Below are 14,850 nucleotides of genomic sequence, written 5' to 3'. Positions count from 1 at the left end.
CTGGATCCTTCTTTTAATGTGCGGCGGGCGTCGAGCCCGCGGCGTTGGGTTGTGGACTCGTAACGGCGTCCACCACGCGCTCCATTTGCATGAAACGCGAGCCTTTCACGAGAAGCGTTGCGGCAGCGCCGAAACCGGCCTGCTGCAGTTGCGCGACCAGCGCGCCGACATCGGCGACGTGGTGCGCGCCCGCGCCGTACGCGGTGCAGGCGTCGCGCGAGGCGTCGCCCATCGCGTACAGCGCGTCGATACCGCGCTCTTTCGCATACGCGCCGATTTCGCGGTGAAACGCCGGGCCGTTGTCGCCGACTTCGCCCATGTCGCCCATCACGAGCACACGCGGCGATTCACGCGACGCGAGCACGTCGATCGCGGCGCGCATCGAATCGGGATTCGCGTTGTAGGTGTCGTCGATCACGGTTGCGCCCGCGAGCGAGCCGAGCGCGGCCTGCTTGACCTGCAGACGGCCCTTCACCGGGCCGAACGATTCGAGTCCGCGCTGGATCGCGTCGAGCGACACACCCGCGGCCAACGCGCCCGAGGTCGCCGCGAGCGCGTTGTGCGCGTTGTGATCGCCGAGCACCTGCAGCGTCACGTCGAGACGGCCTTGCGGCGTGTCTATGCTCAAACGCTTGCCGTCGAAGGTGCCCTGCACCGCGGCTTCGGTCGTGCGCTCCGCGCTGTTCAGCGCAAAGTCGATGATGCGGTTGCCGGTAGCGGCGACGCGCCAGATGCTCGCGTACGCGTCGTCGGCGGGGAACACTGCCGTGCCTTCGGGCGACAGCGCGTGAATCACGCTCGCGTGTTCGAGCGCGACCGCTTCGACGGTCGCCATGAATTCCTGGTGCTCGCGCTGCGCGTTGTTGACGACGGCGACCGTCGGCTCGGCGAGCTTCGCGAGCAGTTCGGTTTCGCCCGGATGATTCATGCCGAGCTCGACCACCGCGAGCCGATGCGCGGCATGCAGACGGAACAGCGTGAGCGGCAGGCCGATGTCGTTGTTGAAATTGCCAGCGGTCGCGAGACGCGCGTCCGTGCCGACCGCGGCCGCGAAGATCGACGCGATCATTTCCTTGACCGTGGTTTTGCCGTTGCTGCCCGTGACCGCAACGAGCGGCAGGTCGAACTGACGACGCCAGCCGCGCGCGAGCGCGCCGAGCGCTGCGCGCGTATCAGCGACGCGGATCGCCGGCACGCTCCAGTTCTCCGGCGTGCGCGCGACCAGCACGGCCGCGACGTTGCGCTCAGCGACTTGCGGCAGGAAGTCGTGCGCGTCGAATCGATCGCCCTTGATCGCGATGAACAGATCGCCGGGGCCGGCGCTGCGGCTGTCGGTCGACACGCGTTCGAACCGCACGCTGTCGTCGCCGGTGACGCTCGCGCCGGGAATCTGCGCGGCGGCTGCGCGTAGCGAGAACATCGTCATTCGCCACCTCCGCGAGTTTGCGTGGCCCGCGCGGCGAGCGCGAGGCGGGCGTGGTCCTGATCGGAGAAAGCGCGTTTCTTGCCCATGATTTCCTGTGTGGCTTCGTGCCCCTTGCCGGCCAGCACGATCACGTCTTCACGCGCGGCGCCGCGGATAGCCTGCAGGATCGCGCTCGCGCGGTCCTCGACGCGGCGCGCCTGCGACGCATCCTGCATGCCCGCCGCAATTTGCTCGATGATCGCGAGCGGATCTTCGCTGCGCGGGTTGTCGCTCGTCACGACGACGTTGTCCGCCAGCCGCTCGGCGATCGCGCCCATCAGCGGACGCTTGGTCGCATCGCGGTCGCCGCCGCAGCCGAACATGCAGACGAGTTCGCCGCCGCGCGCGGTCGCGATCGGGCGCAGGGCCTCGAGCGTTTTTTCGAGCGCGTCGGGTGTGTGCGCGTAATCGATCACGACGAGCGGCTCGTCGTTTTGCAGTCGGCCGCCCAAACGCTGCATGCGGCCGTTCACCGGCTCCAGCTTGGCGAGTTCGGCGAGCGCCGCGTCGAACGGCACTTCGGCGGCGAGCAGCACGCCGAGCACCGCGAGCAGATTGCTCACGTTGAAGAGGCCGAGCGTTTGCACTTCGACGTCGGCGTTGCCCCAGTCCGACGTGCTCAGATGAAACGCGGTGCCGGTCGCAGTCGCACGCACGTTCGATGCGGTCAGCCACGCGTCCGCTTCTGGCGCATTCGTGGCGCCGGCGTCGCCGTGCTCGCCCTCGATGCCATAAGCGATGGTGCGAGCGTGACCACGCGTGCTCGCGAGCAAACGCCGGCCGGCGGCATCGTCGCGATTGATCACGGCCGCGCGCAGCTCTGGCCATGCGAACAGGCGCGCCTTGGCGGCTTCATAGGCCTCGAACGTGCCGTGATAATCGAGATGGTCCTGCGTCAGATTCGTGAACACCGCGATGTCGAAAGCGGTGCCGTTCACGCGCCCCTGATGCAGCGCATGCGACGACACTTCCATCGCCACCGCCTGCGCGCCCGCGTCACGCAATTGCGCGAGGCTGCGCTGCAATTGCGGCGCGTCGGGCGTCGTGAAGCCGGTGTGCACGAGTTGGCCAACGAGGCCGGTGCCGAGCGTGCCGACGATCGCACAGCGCGTGCCGCGCGCGGACAGCGCCGCGGCGACCCATTGGCTGCACGAGGTCTTGCCGTTCGTGCCGGTGATGCCGACCGCGAGCATCGCGTCGCTCGGATCGCGATACCACGCGCTCGCGATCGTGCCGGCGAGTTCGTTCAATGCCGGTACCGCATGCGCGACGGACGCGTCGAGCGTGCCGGCGAAGCCTTCTGGTTGCACGAGCACGGCGGCCGCGCCGCGCTCGATCGCCGCGTCGATGAACGCGCGATTGTCCGCGCCATCGACCGCGTACGCGAAGAACGCGTCGCCGGCCGCGAGCGAGCGCGTGTCGGCGTGCAGATGCGCGCCTGGCTGCACGTGCGCGTGCAGCCAGGCGAGGGCGTCGGCGATCTGCCGGTGCGCTGGATGTTGCTCGCGCAGCGCGCTCATCGCTCGACTCCTGGATGGGTTTTCGGGTTGGCGGAAATGGTCATCTTCTTCACGCCGGGGTTCGTCGCCAGCTTCTTCGCCCCGGCCGGCGCGGACGGCGCGCCGGGCGCGGGCGGCGCCGAATCGTCGGACACCACCATCTGCTTGACGGGCATGTCGGGCGGCACGTTCAGCGCGCGCAGCGTATCGCCGACGATGCCCGAGAACACCGGGCCCGACACCTGGCCGCCAAAGTGGCTACCCGCCGTCGGCTCGTCGACCGACACGGCGACGACGATGCGCGGATTCGGCATCGGCGCCATGCCGACGAACGACGCGCGATATTTGGAGTGGTCGTAGCCGTGCGGCCCGTGCTTGTACGCGGTACCGCTCTTGCCGCCGACGCGATAGCCGGGCACTGCCGCATCCGGCGACGTGCCCTGCGCGGACACGACGGTTTCGAGCATCGCGCGCACTTCGCGCGCGGTGGTAGGCGAAAAGATCTGCGGACCGGTGGCCGGCTGGTCGCCCGGCGCATGGAAAATCGTCACCGGCATGATCTGGCCGTCGTGCGCGATCGCGGTGTACGCGCGGCCGAGCTGGAACAGCGACACCGACAGGCCGTAGCCGTACGACATCGTCGCCTGCTCGATGCGGCGCCAGCTCTTCCACGGACGCAGGCGGCCCGCCGCCGCGCCAGGAAAACCGACCTTCGGCGCCTGGCCGAGACCGATGCTGGTATACATATTCCACATTTCTTCGGGCCGCAGCTGCATCGCGATCTTGGTCGCGCCGATGTTGCTCGACTTCTGGATCACGCCGCCGACCGTCAGCACGCCGAAGCCGCTGTCGTCGGTAATCGGCGCGCCGTCGAGTACGAAGTGACCGTTGCCCGTATCTACCAGTGTAGTCGGCGTCACCCGGTGCAGATCGAGCGCGAGCGACACCGTGAACGGCTTCATGATCGAGCCCGGCTCGAAGGTGTCGGTCAGGATGCGGTTGCGCAGCTGTTCGCCCGTCAGGTGCGAGCGGTCGTTCGGGTTGTACGTCGGGTAGTTGACGAGTGCGAGCACTTCGCCGGTGCGCACGTCGATCACCATTGCCGCGCCGGCCTTCGCCTTGAATTTCTCGACGGCCGCTTTCAGGTTCGTATAGGCGATGTACTGGATCTTGCTGTCGATCGATAGGTCGACGTCCTTGCCATTGTGCGGCACGACCTGCTCGTCGACATCCTCGATGATGTGACCAATCCGGTCCTTGATCACGCGACGGCTGCCCGATGTGCCCGCGAGCAGCTTCTGGTCGCCGAGCTCGACGCCTTCCTGGCCCTCGTCCTCGACGTTGGTGAAGCCGATCAGGTGAGCGGTGATCTCGCCTTCCGGGTAGAAGCGCTTGTACTCGGCGCGCGAGTAAATGCCGGGGATGTCGAGCGCCGCGACTTTGTCGGCGACGTCGACGGGCACCTGGCGCTTCACGTAGACGAAGGTCTTGTCTTCCGACAGCTTCGAGCGCAATTCCTTCGCGGTCATGCCGAGCAGTTTGCCGAGCGCGTCGAGCTTGTCGGCGCCGAGGTCGTCCGGCACCGATTCGGGAATCGCCCAGATTGCGCGCACCGGCAGACTCGTGGCGAGCACGAGGCCGTTGCGGTCGAGAATCTTGCCGCGCGTGGCCGGCATGTCGATGCGGCGCTGATAGCGGATTTCGCCCTGCTTCAGATAGAACGCGTTGCCCGGCCCCTGAATCCAGAACGCGCGCGCGGCGAGCGCGACGAACGCCATGAACAGCAGGAACACGACGAGCTTCGAGCGCCACATCGGCAGGCGCACCGACAGAATCGGGTTGGCCGAAAACGCAACGCTCTTGTGCGCCGACGATTTTTTCATCGCGTGGCTCCGCGACGGGTCGCGACCGGCGCCGAGGCGGGCGCGGAGGTCGGAATGGGAGCGTCGATCGCCGTTGCGGCACCCGGGGCGAGCGTCAGGTACTGCGTGCGGCCCGTGGTGGCCGACTGCATCTTCAGCGAGGCGGTGGCGAGTTGCTCGATGCGCGACGTTTTGGACAGCGCGCTCTGCTGATATTGAAGCTGCGAATAGTCCTGCTGCAGCTGACGCTCCTGCGACTGCGCGCGCTGCAGCTGGATAAAGATCTGACGCTGCTGATTGGTCGCGTTGACGACCGACAAGGCACAGCCCATCACGATGATCAGCAGGAAGATATTGAGGCGGTTCATGGCGCGATCCGCTCCGCCACGCGCATCACGGCAGAACGGGCGCGCGGGTTGTCGGCGACTTCTGCGTCGCTCGCAAAGACGCGGCCGATGATCTTGAGCGGAGGGCTCGGCAGGTCGACCGCGCGGATCGGCAGGCGGCGGTCGACCGCCGGCGTACTTGCGTGCGCCTGCATGAATCGCTTGACGATACGGTCCTCGAGCGAATGAAAGCTGATGACCACCAGCCGCCCCCCTTGCTCCAACAACGACAACGCTGCTTCTAGAACGACTTGCAGCTCCGCAAGCTCTTGATTGACGTGAATCCGTATAGCCTGAAAGGTGCGGGTTGCCGGGTCCTTGCCCTTCTCACGGGTTTTGACGACGTTAGCCACGATTTGGGCAAGCTCGCCCGTGCTGACGAGAGGCCCAAGACGGTCGGACTCTGCCCGGCGAGCAACAAGCGCCTTTGCAATCTGAAAAGCAAACCGTTCTTCCCCATAATCTCGTATCACCTCCGTCAGTTCCTGCACCGTAGCCCGCGCGAGCCAGTCAGCCGCGGATTCGCCGCGCGTCGGGTCCATCCGCATGTCGAGCGGGCCGTCGGCGCGGAAGCTGAAGCCCCGCTCCGGATCGTCGACTTGCGGCGACGACACGCCCAGATCCAGCAACACCCCCGACACACGCCCTACCCCGCGCTCCGCCATCGCGGCGCGCAGTGAAGCAAAACTCTCGTGGACGATGGCAAAGCGCGGATCGGCGATCTTCTGCGCCGTCGCGATCGCGAGCGGATCTTTATCGAACGCGATCAATCGCCCCGCTTCGCCGAGCCGCTCCAGCACGAGGCGGCTATGGCCGCCACGGCCGAACGTGCCGTCCACATACGTGCCGTCGGCGCGCGTGACCAGCGCATCGACCGCTTCGTTCAACAGCACCGTGCGATGCTGCAATTCGTTTCTCATCGCAGAAGCCATATAAATAAGCCGCGATCAGAACGTGAAGTCTTTCAACGCGTCGGGCATGCCCTCGGCGATCGCCGCCTGTTCCTTCGCCGCGTAAATCTGTGCATCCCACAGCTCGAAGTGACGGCCCATGCCGAGCAGCGTCACCTCTTTCTCCAGCGAGCCAGCCGCGCGCAACTCGGGCGACACGAGCACACGGCCTGCGCCGTCCATATCCACATCCATTGCATTGCCGAGAAAAATGCGTTTCCACCAGGCTGCGTTCATGGGCAGCTTGTCGACCTTGTCACGGAAGATTTCCCATTCGGGGCGCGGAAAGAGCAACAGGCAGCCGTCCGGATGCTTGGTGATCGTCACCCGGCCCTCTGCCTGTGTTTGCAGCGCATCCCGATAACGAGAGGGAATCGACATCCGCCCTTTCGCATCGAGCGTCAGCGCCGACGCCCCTTGGAACACTTCGCTCTCCCCTATTGCGGTGCTGTTTGCGCCACCCGCCCGGTCCGTGAAAATCTACCTGAAAGTGATGCCGAGAACACACAAAAATACACTTTCTCACACTGTCTCCCACTTTAGAGGAACGCTAAACACGGGTCAAGGGAGCGGCCCGCTTTTCGGGCGGATTTTGTTTGTTAGAACAAGGACTTAGCGCGACTCCCTCAGGTCCCGTATAAAACGGAAAACCGTTATAAATGAATGGGCTAGTGCAACTTGTGAAGGTGATACGTGAACAGTGCGAGGAAACAGCGCGGATTGAAAGAGATCGTTAAGGGAATCTGAAAGGAAAAAGGCGGCGCTGCGGGGACGGTTGACGAACGGCGTGCGCGGCGCCGTCCCACTTGCGAATAATGCGTTCAGCGATGGTCGACGCGATACGCGCGGTGCTCCGGTCGGCGAAGCAAAGCAGGCGAAACGCTCATATGTAATAGGCGGTGCGCGTCATCACCTTCGACATCGCGCGCATCAACGCGCGCGCCGGAAACGGCAACTCAATGCCGCCCGCGTCCATCGCTGCCTTGCCGTGCTGCGCTTCATCGGCACGCATCTGCTCGACGATCGCGCGCGATTCATGGTCCGCGGCCGGCAGCTGATCTAAATGACTGTCGAGATGCTGCTCGACCTGGCGCTCCGTTTCGGCCATGAAGCCGAGACTCACGCGATTGCCGAGACGTCCCGCGGCGAGCCCGATCGCGAGTGCGCCGGTATACCACAGCGGATTGAGCAGACTCGGACGCGAGTCGAGCGCCTCCAGGCGTTTGGCGGTCCACGCCAGATGATCCTCTTCTTCCGACGCTGCGTGATCGAACATGGCGCGCAATGAAGGCGAGTCGGTAGCGAGTTTCTGCGCCTGGTAAAGCGCCTGCGCGCACACTTCGCCGACGTGGTTCACCCGCATCAAACCAGCCGCATGCACGCGCTCCGCGGGCGAGAGTTCGGGAGCCTCGGCCGTCGCCGGGCAAGCCTGCGGAAGCGGCAGCGGACGGCTCATCCGCGAGACCCCCGTCAGTGAGCGTAAACCCCGATCAAACTCGCCAATCAACTCGTCCAGCAACATAAAGCGCTCCCTGATTCGACAACCGCCGCATCGTTCCGGAAGGTCCGTGCGACAAGGCCTTGCGACGCGAAACCCGCGGTCCGACAGGCATCAATCCGCATGAAATGGGCGGTTAATTTCGGATTCTAGACCATGTTGCGTAAACGAAACAGCGGCCGTCCGGAGCGCCTCCTTTTTCTTTGTCGCATGTATGCCTTTTGTTACATTACGTGGCAACTTCTCGCGAAGTTGGATAAGCAAGGCCTCAGCACTTACTAAATATTTCGCCTTGAACAAAAGATTCGTAATCCTTGGAGATCATTCGATGAAAAAGTCGCTTCTCGCTCTCGCAGCACTGGGCGCATTCGCAGGCGTCGCTCATGCGCAGAGCAGCGTGACCCTGTACGGCATTGTTGACGTTGGTATCAACATGAATACCAACGCTGGTGGCTTTCACAAGTACGACATGTCTAGCGGCGTCCTGCAAGGCTCGCGTTTCGGCCTGCGTGGCACGGAAGATCTGGGCGGTGGTCTGAAGGCGCTGTTCGTTCTGGAAAACGGCTTTGATGTGACCAACGGCAAGCTCGGCCAAGGCGGCCTGATGTTCGGTCGTCAGGCATATGTCGGTCTGTCGAGCACCTTCGGCACGGTCACGCTGGGTCGTCAGTACGACTCCGTCGTCGACTACGTGGGTCCGTTCGAATCGGGCGATCAGTGGGGCGGCTACATCGCCGCTCACCCGGGCGATATCGACAACTTCAACAACGCGTATCGCACCAACAACACGATCAAGTACACGAGCGCGAACTACAACGGCCTGACGTTCGGCGGCACGTATAGCTTCGGCGGCGTCGCTGGTGACTTCACGCACAACCAGATCTGGTCGTTGGGTGCTGGCTATAACAATGGCCCGCTGGCATTGGGCGTTGGTTACCTGAACGCACGTACGCCTGCAGCATCGGGTGGTCTGTTCAACAACGGCGGCACGATCGCAACGAACACACCGGCAGTGGGTACTACTCCGGCTAGCTTCGCAGTCACGAGCCCGATTTACGCTGGCTTCGCATCGGCTAACACGTATCAGGTCGTCGGCGCAGGCGGTGCGTACACGTTCGGCGCGGCAACTATCGGCCTGACGTATTCGAACATCCAGTTCGGCAACCTGGGCAAGACCTTCACGTCGCCGTTCACTGGCCAGAAGGCTACGTTCAACAACGGCGAAATCAACTTCAAGTACCAGTTGACCCCGGCACTGCTGGTCGGCGCAGCGTATGACTACACGCGCGGCACGCAGATCGAAGGCAACTCGCGTGCTCAGTACCATCAGGGCGCACTGGGCGTGGATTACTTCCTGTCCAAGCGTACCGACGTGTACCTGGTCGGCGTGTATCAGCACGCTCTGGGCGACACGGTCAACGCAACGGGCCAGGTGGTCGCAGCAACGGCAGGCATCAACGGCCTGACCGGTTCGTCGACCAACAACCAGTTCACGGCTCGTGTTGGTATCCGCCACAAGTTCTAATAAGTCGTAAAAAAGCAGTTTGCCTCAAAGGCGCCTTCGGGCGCCTTTTTTTATGCGCGGGTTTTGATGGCGCAACGAAAAAGCCCGGCGCACTTTCGTGCGCCGGGCTTCTGTTCTTTGCTCGCTTAAGCCCTGCCGTCGCGCAACTCGCGCCGCAGGATCTTGCCGACGTTGCTCTTCGGCAGCTCGGTGCGGAATTCGACGATCTTGGGCCGCTTGTAGCCGGTCAGTTGCGTTTTGCAGTACGCGAAGATCTGTTCGTCGGTCAGCGACGGGTCCTTCTTCACGACGAATAGCTTCACGGCCTCGCCCGAATGCTGATCGGGCACGCCGACCGCCGCGACTTCGAACACGCCCGGCAGCTTTGCGACGACGTCCTCGACTTCGTTCGGATATACGTTGAAGCCGGACACCAGAATCATGTCCTTCTTGCGATCGACGATCTTCACGAAGCCGTCCGCGCTCATGATGCCAACGTCACCGGATTTAAAGAAGCCGTCGGCCGTCATCACCTTGGCGGTTTCGTCGGGCCGGTTCCAGTAGCCCGCCATCAGCTGCGGGCCGCGGATGCAGATCTCGCCTGCCTGGCCGGCCGGCACTTCGTTGCCTGCGTCGTCGCGAATCGAGATCTCGGTCGACGGCAGCGGCAGGCCGATCGTGCCGCTGTATTCGGTGGCGGTGACAGGGTTGCAGGTCACGCACGGCGACGTTTCCGACAGCCCATAGCCTTCGACGATCGGCGTGCGCGTCCGCTCGAACCAGCGCTTCGCGACCGCCTCCTGCACCGCCATGCCGCCGGCGTTCGCGGTCAGCAGCTTCGAGAAGTCGAGCTTGTGGAAGTCGGGGCTGTTCAGCATCGCGTTGTACAGCGTGTTGACGGCGGGAATCGTCGTGATGGCATAACCCTCGAGCGACTTGATCATGCCGGGGATATCGCGCGGATTCGGGATCAGCACGCCGAGACCGCCAGTGCGGATCGTCAGCAGCCCGCACACGGTCAGCGCGAACACGTGATACAGCGGCAGCGCGACGACCGTGATGAACTGGTCGATATCGGTGCGGTTCGCGCGCACCGGATTGAGCCAGACCTCCGACTGCAGCACGTTCGCGATCAGGTTCCGGTGCAGCAGCGTCGCGCCCTTGGCCACGCCGGTGGTGCCGCCCGTGTATTGCAGAAACGCGATATCGTCAGGTCCCTGCTGGACCGGCTTGAACGTCAGGCGCGCGCCCTCCGAGACCGCGTCGTTGAACTTGACGTGCCCGGGCAGGCTCCACGCCGGCACCATCTTCTTGACCTTGCGCACCACGAAGTTCACGAGCGGGCCTTTGATGCCCATCAGGTCGCCCATCGTCGCGACGACCACATGCTTGACCGGCGTATTGCGCACGATTGCCTGCAAGGTCCCCGCGAAATTCTCGAGCAGGATGATCGCCTCAGCGCCGCTGTCCTTCAGTTGGTGTTCGAGTTCGCGCGGCGTATACAGTGGATTCACATTCACGACCACATAGCCCGCGCGCAGAATCGCGGCAATTGCGACCGGATACTGCAGCACGTTCGGCATCATGATCGCGACACGCGCGCCGCGCGCGAGCCCTTTCGACTGCAGCCACGCCGCAAGATCGCGCGAGAGCTCGTCGAGTTCACCATAGCTGATCTGCTTGCCCATGCACACGAATGCCGGCTTCGTGCGGTGTTCGCGAAAGGCTTCCTCGAGTAACTCGGCCACCGACGAATAGCGAGTCGGGTCGATCTCTGCGGGAACGCCGGGCGGATAAGACTTCAGCCAGATTTTCTCCATGCAGCGTCTCCTGAATTATTTTCGAATGATCGTGCTAAAAACGCATCGTAGCATGGGCATATTGCGGCCAATGGCCAAACCGATGGGGTTAGACGGCAGCCTCGAACTTGCGAGGCTCGCCGTCGGCTTCAAGGTGCGGTGCGGCTTTCAGGCCCGCTCGACTTCGACGAGGCAGTCGTAAAACGTCGCGGAACCGCCGAGATCGGTCAGTGCCTGGCTCGTCAACTGGTTGGCGTTGCGGCCGTCCGGCGCGAGCTTCTTCCACCAGATCGACAACCCGACGACGAGACCTTCGCGCGCGCGGTCCGTCACGCGGGCCCGCGCCTGCATCGAGCCGCGGTCGTTGAAGATGCGCACCTGATCGCCGTCGCCGATGCCGCGCGCGTGCGCGTCGGCAGGGTGGATGTCCAGATGCGGCTCGCCTTCCGTCGCGCGCAGACTCTCGATGTTCACGAAGGTGCTGTTCAGGAAGTTGCGCGCGGGAGGCGAAATCATCGCGAGCGGATAGCGGGCCGCCAGTTCGGGCGCGCCGTCGGCCGATTCGTAGGGTGGCAGATAGTCCGGCAGCGGGTCGAGGCCCTGTTGCGCAAGGCGCTCGCTGTAGAACTCGCACTTGCCGGATGGCGTGCGAAAACCGCCGTCGGCAAATGGCGCGTCGGGCAGATCGAGACGGGCCCAGCCGGCTTGCTTCAGCATCGGCCAGTCGACACCGCCCAGTGTCTTGTCTTCCCATCGAAATGCGGCTTGCGCGACGGCTTCGTCGCTGTCGAAGAGCGACGGTTCCGTCAGGCCCATGTGGCGCGCGAGGCCGCGAAAGATCTCGGTATTCGGGCGTGCGTCGCCAAACGGCGCGATGGCGGGCAGGTTGACCATCACGTGCGTGTGGCCGTATGACTTGTGCACGTCGAGATGCTCGAGCTGCGTCGTGGCGGGCAGCAGCAGGTCGGCGTAATCCGCGGTGTCGGTCTGGAAATGCTCGAGCACGATCGTGAACAGATCCTCGCGCGCAAAGCCAGCCGCGACGCGTTCGGAGTCCGGCGCGACCGCGACCGGATTCGAGTTGTAGACGACGATCGCCTCGACCTTGGGACCGAACGTCGCGTCGCCCAGATGCAGCAGCGCATCGCCGATCGCATTCATATTGATCACGCGGCTCGGCTTCGACGGCCAGCCCGGCATCAGATCGGGACGCTGCAACGCGTGCGAGTCGACCGGAGCCCAACCGCTCGACGACAACAGCGCCCCGCCCGCGCGCTCGCGCCATGCGCCGGTCAGCGAAGGCAAACACGCGATCGCGCGCACTGCATTGCCGCCGCCGCGCACCCGCTGCAGACCGTAGTTCAAGCGGATCGCGGCTTTCTTCGTGCTGGCGTAAAGTCGCGCAAGCTCGGCGATTTCCTCCTCTTTAACGCCACAAATTTCGCTAACGCGTGACAGTGGATAGCTGAGCGCGCGCAGCTTCAAGGCAGCGAAGCCCAGCGTGTGCGCGGCGATGTACTCGTGGTCGAGCAGATCCTCGGTGATCAGCACGTTCATGATGCCTAGCGCGAGAGCCGCGTCGGTTCCGGGCTTCAGCGCGATGTGCTGATGGCATTTCTCCGCGGTCAGCGAGCGATACGGATCGATTGCGATCAGCCGTGCGCCGCGACGCTTGGCTTCCTGCGCGCGCGTCCAGAAATGCAGATTCGATGCGATCGGATTGGCGCCCCAGATCAGGATCACTTCGCTTTCGGCGAAAAACTCGGTGTGCATACCGACGCCGGCGCCATACGTGTATTTGAGGCCAGCTGCGCCGGCAGCCGCACAAATCGTTCGATCCAACTGCGATGCGCCGAGCTTGTGGAAGAAGCGTTGCGCGATGCTGTCGCCCTGCACCAAGCCCATCGTGCCAGCGTAGCTGTAAGGCAGAATCGCTTCCGGCGCGCGACGGGCAATTTCGCCGAGGCGGTTTGCGGCAAAGTCCAATGCTTCGTCCCAGCTGACCGGCGCGAAGCGGCCCTCGCCCTTGCGGCCGACACGCTTCATTGGCGTCGTCAATCGGTTCGGATGGTATACACGCTCTGCGTACCGGCTGACCTTCGTGCACAGCACGCCCTGAGTCGGCGGATGGTCGGGATCTCCGGCGACCTTGATCGCGCGTCCGTTGTCGACGGTCACGCGCATCGCGCAGGTGTCGGGGCAATCGTGCGGGCACACGGCGCGCGCGAGTTCGGTCGGGGCGTTCATCGGCAAGGTGTCCTGGCGAGCAGTAAGCGATCGGGCAAAATGGGATTTTATTACGTCAATACGCCGTCGACCCGGGTCGTGCCGCCAAAAATGCCTTCGGCGTAGAATGAATTATCCGCAGTGCCCGGGCCCACGCGGTCCGCGGCGATCTCATGCTCGTCGAGCACAAACGCATAATCACTCCATCATGAAACTCATCCCCGAAATTCAGGCCGCTCGCGGTGAAATCCAGACCCTTCGACGAACCATCCATGCCCACCCGGAACTGCGCTACGAAGAGACGGCGACCGCTGATCTCGTCGCGCGTTCGCTTGAGTCCTGGGGCATCGAGACCCACCGTGGTTTGGGCAAGACGGGCGTGGTCGGCGTATTGAAGCGCGGGAACGGCTCGCGCGCGATTGGTATGCGCGCCGACATGGATGCGCTGCCGATCCAGGAGCTCAACAGCTTCGATCATCGTTCGACGAACGACGGCAAGATGCACGCGTGCGGGCATGACGGACATACTGCGATGCTGCTCGGTGCCGCGCACTACCTGGCCAAACATGGTGATTTCGACGGCACGATCGTGTTCATTTTCCAGCCGGCCGAAGAGGGAGGCGCGGGCGCGAAGGCGATGATCGACGACGGCCTGTTCACCCAATTCCCCGTGGACGCCGTGTTCGGCATTCACAACTGGCCGGGCATGCCGGCGGGCCACTTCGGCGTGACCGAAGGCCCCATCATGGCGTCGAGCAATGAATTCCGCATCGAAATCAAGGGCGTCGGCTCGCATGCGGCACTACCGCACAATGGCCGCGACCCGGTGTTTACGGCAGTGCAAATTGCCAGCGGACTGCAAAGCATCATCACGCGAAACAAAAAGCCGCTGGATACCGCGGTACTGTCGATTACGCAAATACATGCCGGCGATGCGGTCAATGTCGTGCCGAACGACGCCTGGATCGCGGGAACGGTGCGGACCTTCACTACAGAAACGCTCGACCTGATCGAGTCACGCATGCGCAAGATCGCGCAGAGTACAGCCGAAGCATACGATTGCTCCGTTCAGATCCAGTTCCACCGGAACTATCCGCCGACGATCAACAGCAGCGAGGAAGCGCGTTTTGCGGCGTCGATCATGAAAGAGATCGTTGGCGCGGAAAATGTCGATGACGCAGTTGAACCGACGATGGGCGCCGAGGATTTCTCGTTCATGCTGCTGGCGAAACCGGGCTGCTATGCGTTTTTGGGCAACGGCGATGGCGGACACCGCGAAGCCGGCCACGGCGCGGGCCCTTGCATGCTGCACAACGCGAGTTATGACTTTAACGACGAGCTATTGCCGGTGGGGTCGACGTATTGGGTTCGACTGGCGCAAAAGTTTCTGGCTCAGGGTAAGTAGAGGGTTGAGACGCATTGAGGCGGGTGGAGGGTTTCGCTTACTTCAATGCTGTTTGTTAATTTCGACGCGTAAACGCAAAAACCCCACCGCTGCGGGTGGGGTTTCTGGCTTTGGGGGAGCCTGACGATTACCTACTTTCACACGGGCAATCCGCACTATCATCGGCGTGGAGTCGTTTCACGGTCCTGTTCGGGATGGGAAGGGGTGGGACCGACTCGCTATGGTCATCAGGCATGACGGGTTGCTGCGTCGCTGT

11 protein-coding genes and 1 rRNA gene are annotated in these 14,850 nt (G+C 63.6%); 2 read left to right on the top strand and 10 right to left on the bottom strand.

Annotation, left to right across the window (positions count from 1 at the left end):
- Positions 1-13 precede the first annotated feature (13 nt).
- From G5S42_RS00060 to coq7, 7 genes are all read right to left on the bottom strand, one after another.
- Entirely contained in the window at positions 14-1,426 is a 1,413-nt protein-coding gene (locus G5S42_RS00060; protein WP_176104979.1) for a UDP-N-acetylmuramoyl-tripeptide--D-alanyl-D-alanine ligase, read from the bottom strand.
- Positions 1,423-2,985, bottom strand: coding sequence for a UDP-N-acetylmuramoyl-L-alanyl-D-glutamate--2,6-diaminopimelate ligase (locus G5S42_RS00055; RefSeq protein ID WP_176104978.1), 1,563 nt, complete (start codon positions 2,983-2,985; stop codon positions 1,423-1,425). Before G5S42_RS00055 ends, G5S42_RS00060 begins: the two co-directional genes overlap by 4 nt.
- Positions 2,982-4,847, bottom strand: coding sequence for a peptidoglycan D,D-transpeptidase FtsI family protein (locus G5S42_RS00050; RefSeq protein WP_176104977.1), 1,866 nt, complete (start codon positions 4,845-4,847; stop codon positions 2,982-2,984). The genes G5S42_RS00055 and G5S42_RS00050 overlap by 4 nt, the downstream gene beginning before the upstream one ends.
- Positions 4,844-5,194 carry a cell division protein FtsL gene (ftsL, locus tag G5S42_RS00045; protein ID WP_176104976.1) on the bottom strand — a complete coding sequence of 117 codons (351 nt, stop codon included), beginning with the start codon at positions 5,192-5,194 and terminating at the stop codon, positions 4,844-4,846. Before ftsL ends, G5S42_RS00050 begins: the two co-directional genes overlap by 4 nt.
- Positions 5,191-6,144: a 16S rRNA (cytosine(1402)-N(4))-methyltransferase RsmH gene (gene rsmH, locus G5S42_RS00040; protein WP_176104975.1), complete on the bottom strand. Its 954-nt coding sequence runs from the start codon at positions 6,142-6,144 to the stop codon at positions 5,191-5,193. Before rsmH ends, ftsL begins: the two co-directional genes overlap by 4 nt.
- A 15-nt stretch (positions 6,145-6,159) precedes the next feature.
- Complete coding sequence (gene mraZ, locus G5S42_RS00035) at positions 6,160-6,588, bottom strand: division/cell wall cluster transcriptional repressor MraZ (RefSeq protein ID WP_013090620.1); 429 nt, start codon at positions 6,586-6,588, stop codon at positions 6,160-6,162.
- Between the two features lie 457 nt (positions 6,589-7,045).
- On the bottom strand, positions 7,046-7,684 hold the full coding sequence (gene coq7 / locus G5S42_RS00030; RefSeq protein WP_176104974.1) for a 2-polyprenyl-3-methyl-6-methoxy-1,4-benzoquinone monooxygenase: 639 nt from the start codon (positions 7,682-7,684) through the stop codon (positions 7,046-7,048).
- Positions 7,685-7,988: 304 nt separating this feature from the next.
- On the opposite strand from coq7, the gene G5S42_RS00025 reads away from it, so the two are divergent.
- Entirely contained in the window at positions 7,989-9,185 is a 1,197-nt protein-coding gene (locus tag G5S42_RS00025; protein WP_176104973.1) for a porin, read from the top strand.
- A gap of 125 nt (positions 9,186-9,310) precedes the next feature.
- On the opposite strand, the gene G5S42_RS00020 is transcribed toward G5S42_RS00025, so the two are convergent.
- Together G5S42_RS00020 and G5S42_RS00015 are read right to left on the bottom strand one after the other, a co-directional pair.
- Positions 9,311-10,984, bottom strand: a complete 1,674-nt coding sequence (locus G5S42_RS00020; RefSeq protein ID WP_176104972.1) for a long-chain fatty acid--CoA ligase — start codon at positions 10,982-10,984, stop codon at positions 9,311-9,313.
- 147 nt (positions 10,985-11,131) lie between these two features.
- A complete protein-coding gene (locus G5S42_RS00015) occupies positions 11,132-13,210 on the bottom strand; it encodes a molybdopterin-containing oxidoreductase family protein (RefSeq protein ID WP_176104971.1) in 2,079 nt (692 codons plus the stop codon).
- A 187-nt stretch (positions 13,211-13,397) separates the two neighbouring features.
- Between G5S42_RS00015 and G5S42_RS00010 the strand changes: the two genes are divergently transcribed.
- A complete protein-coding gene (locus G5S42_RS00010; RefSeq protein ID WP_176110244.1) occupies positions 13,398-14,594 on the top strand; it encodes a M20 aminoacylase family protein in 1,197 nt (398 codons plus the stop codon).
- A gap of 118 nt (positions 14,595-14,712) precedes the next feature.
- On the opposite strand, the gene rrf is transcribed toward G5S42_RS00010, so the two are convergent.
- Positions 14,713-14,826: ribosomal RNA gene (rrf, locus tag G5S42_RS00005) — 5S ribosomal RNA — on the bottom strand.
- Positions 14,827-14,850 lie beyond the last annotated feature (24 nt).

Origin of the sequence: Paraburkholderia youngii (genome assembly GCF_013366925.1) — a bacterium.
Lineage (GTDB): Bacteria > Pseudomonadota > Gammaproteobacteria > Burkholderiales > Burkholderiaceae > Paraburkholderia > Paraburkholderia youngii.
This window is presented reverse-complemented; position numbering and strand designations above follow the sequence as displayed.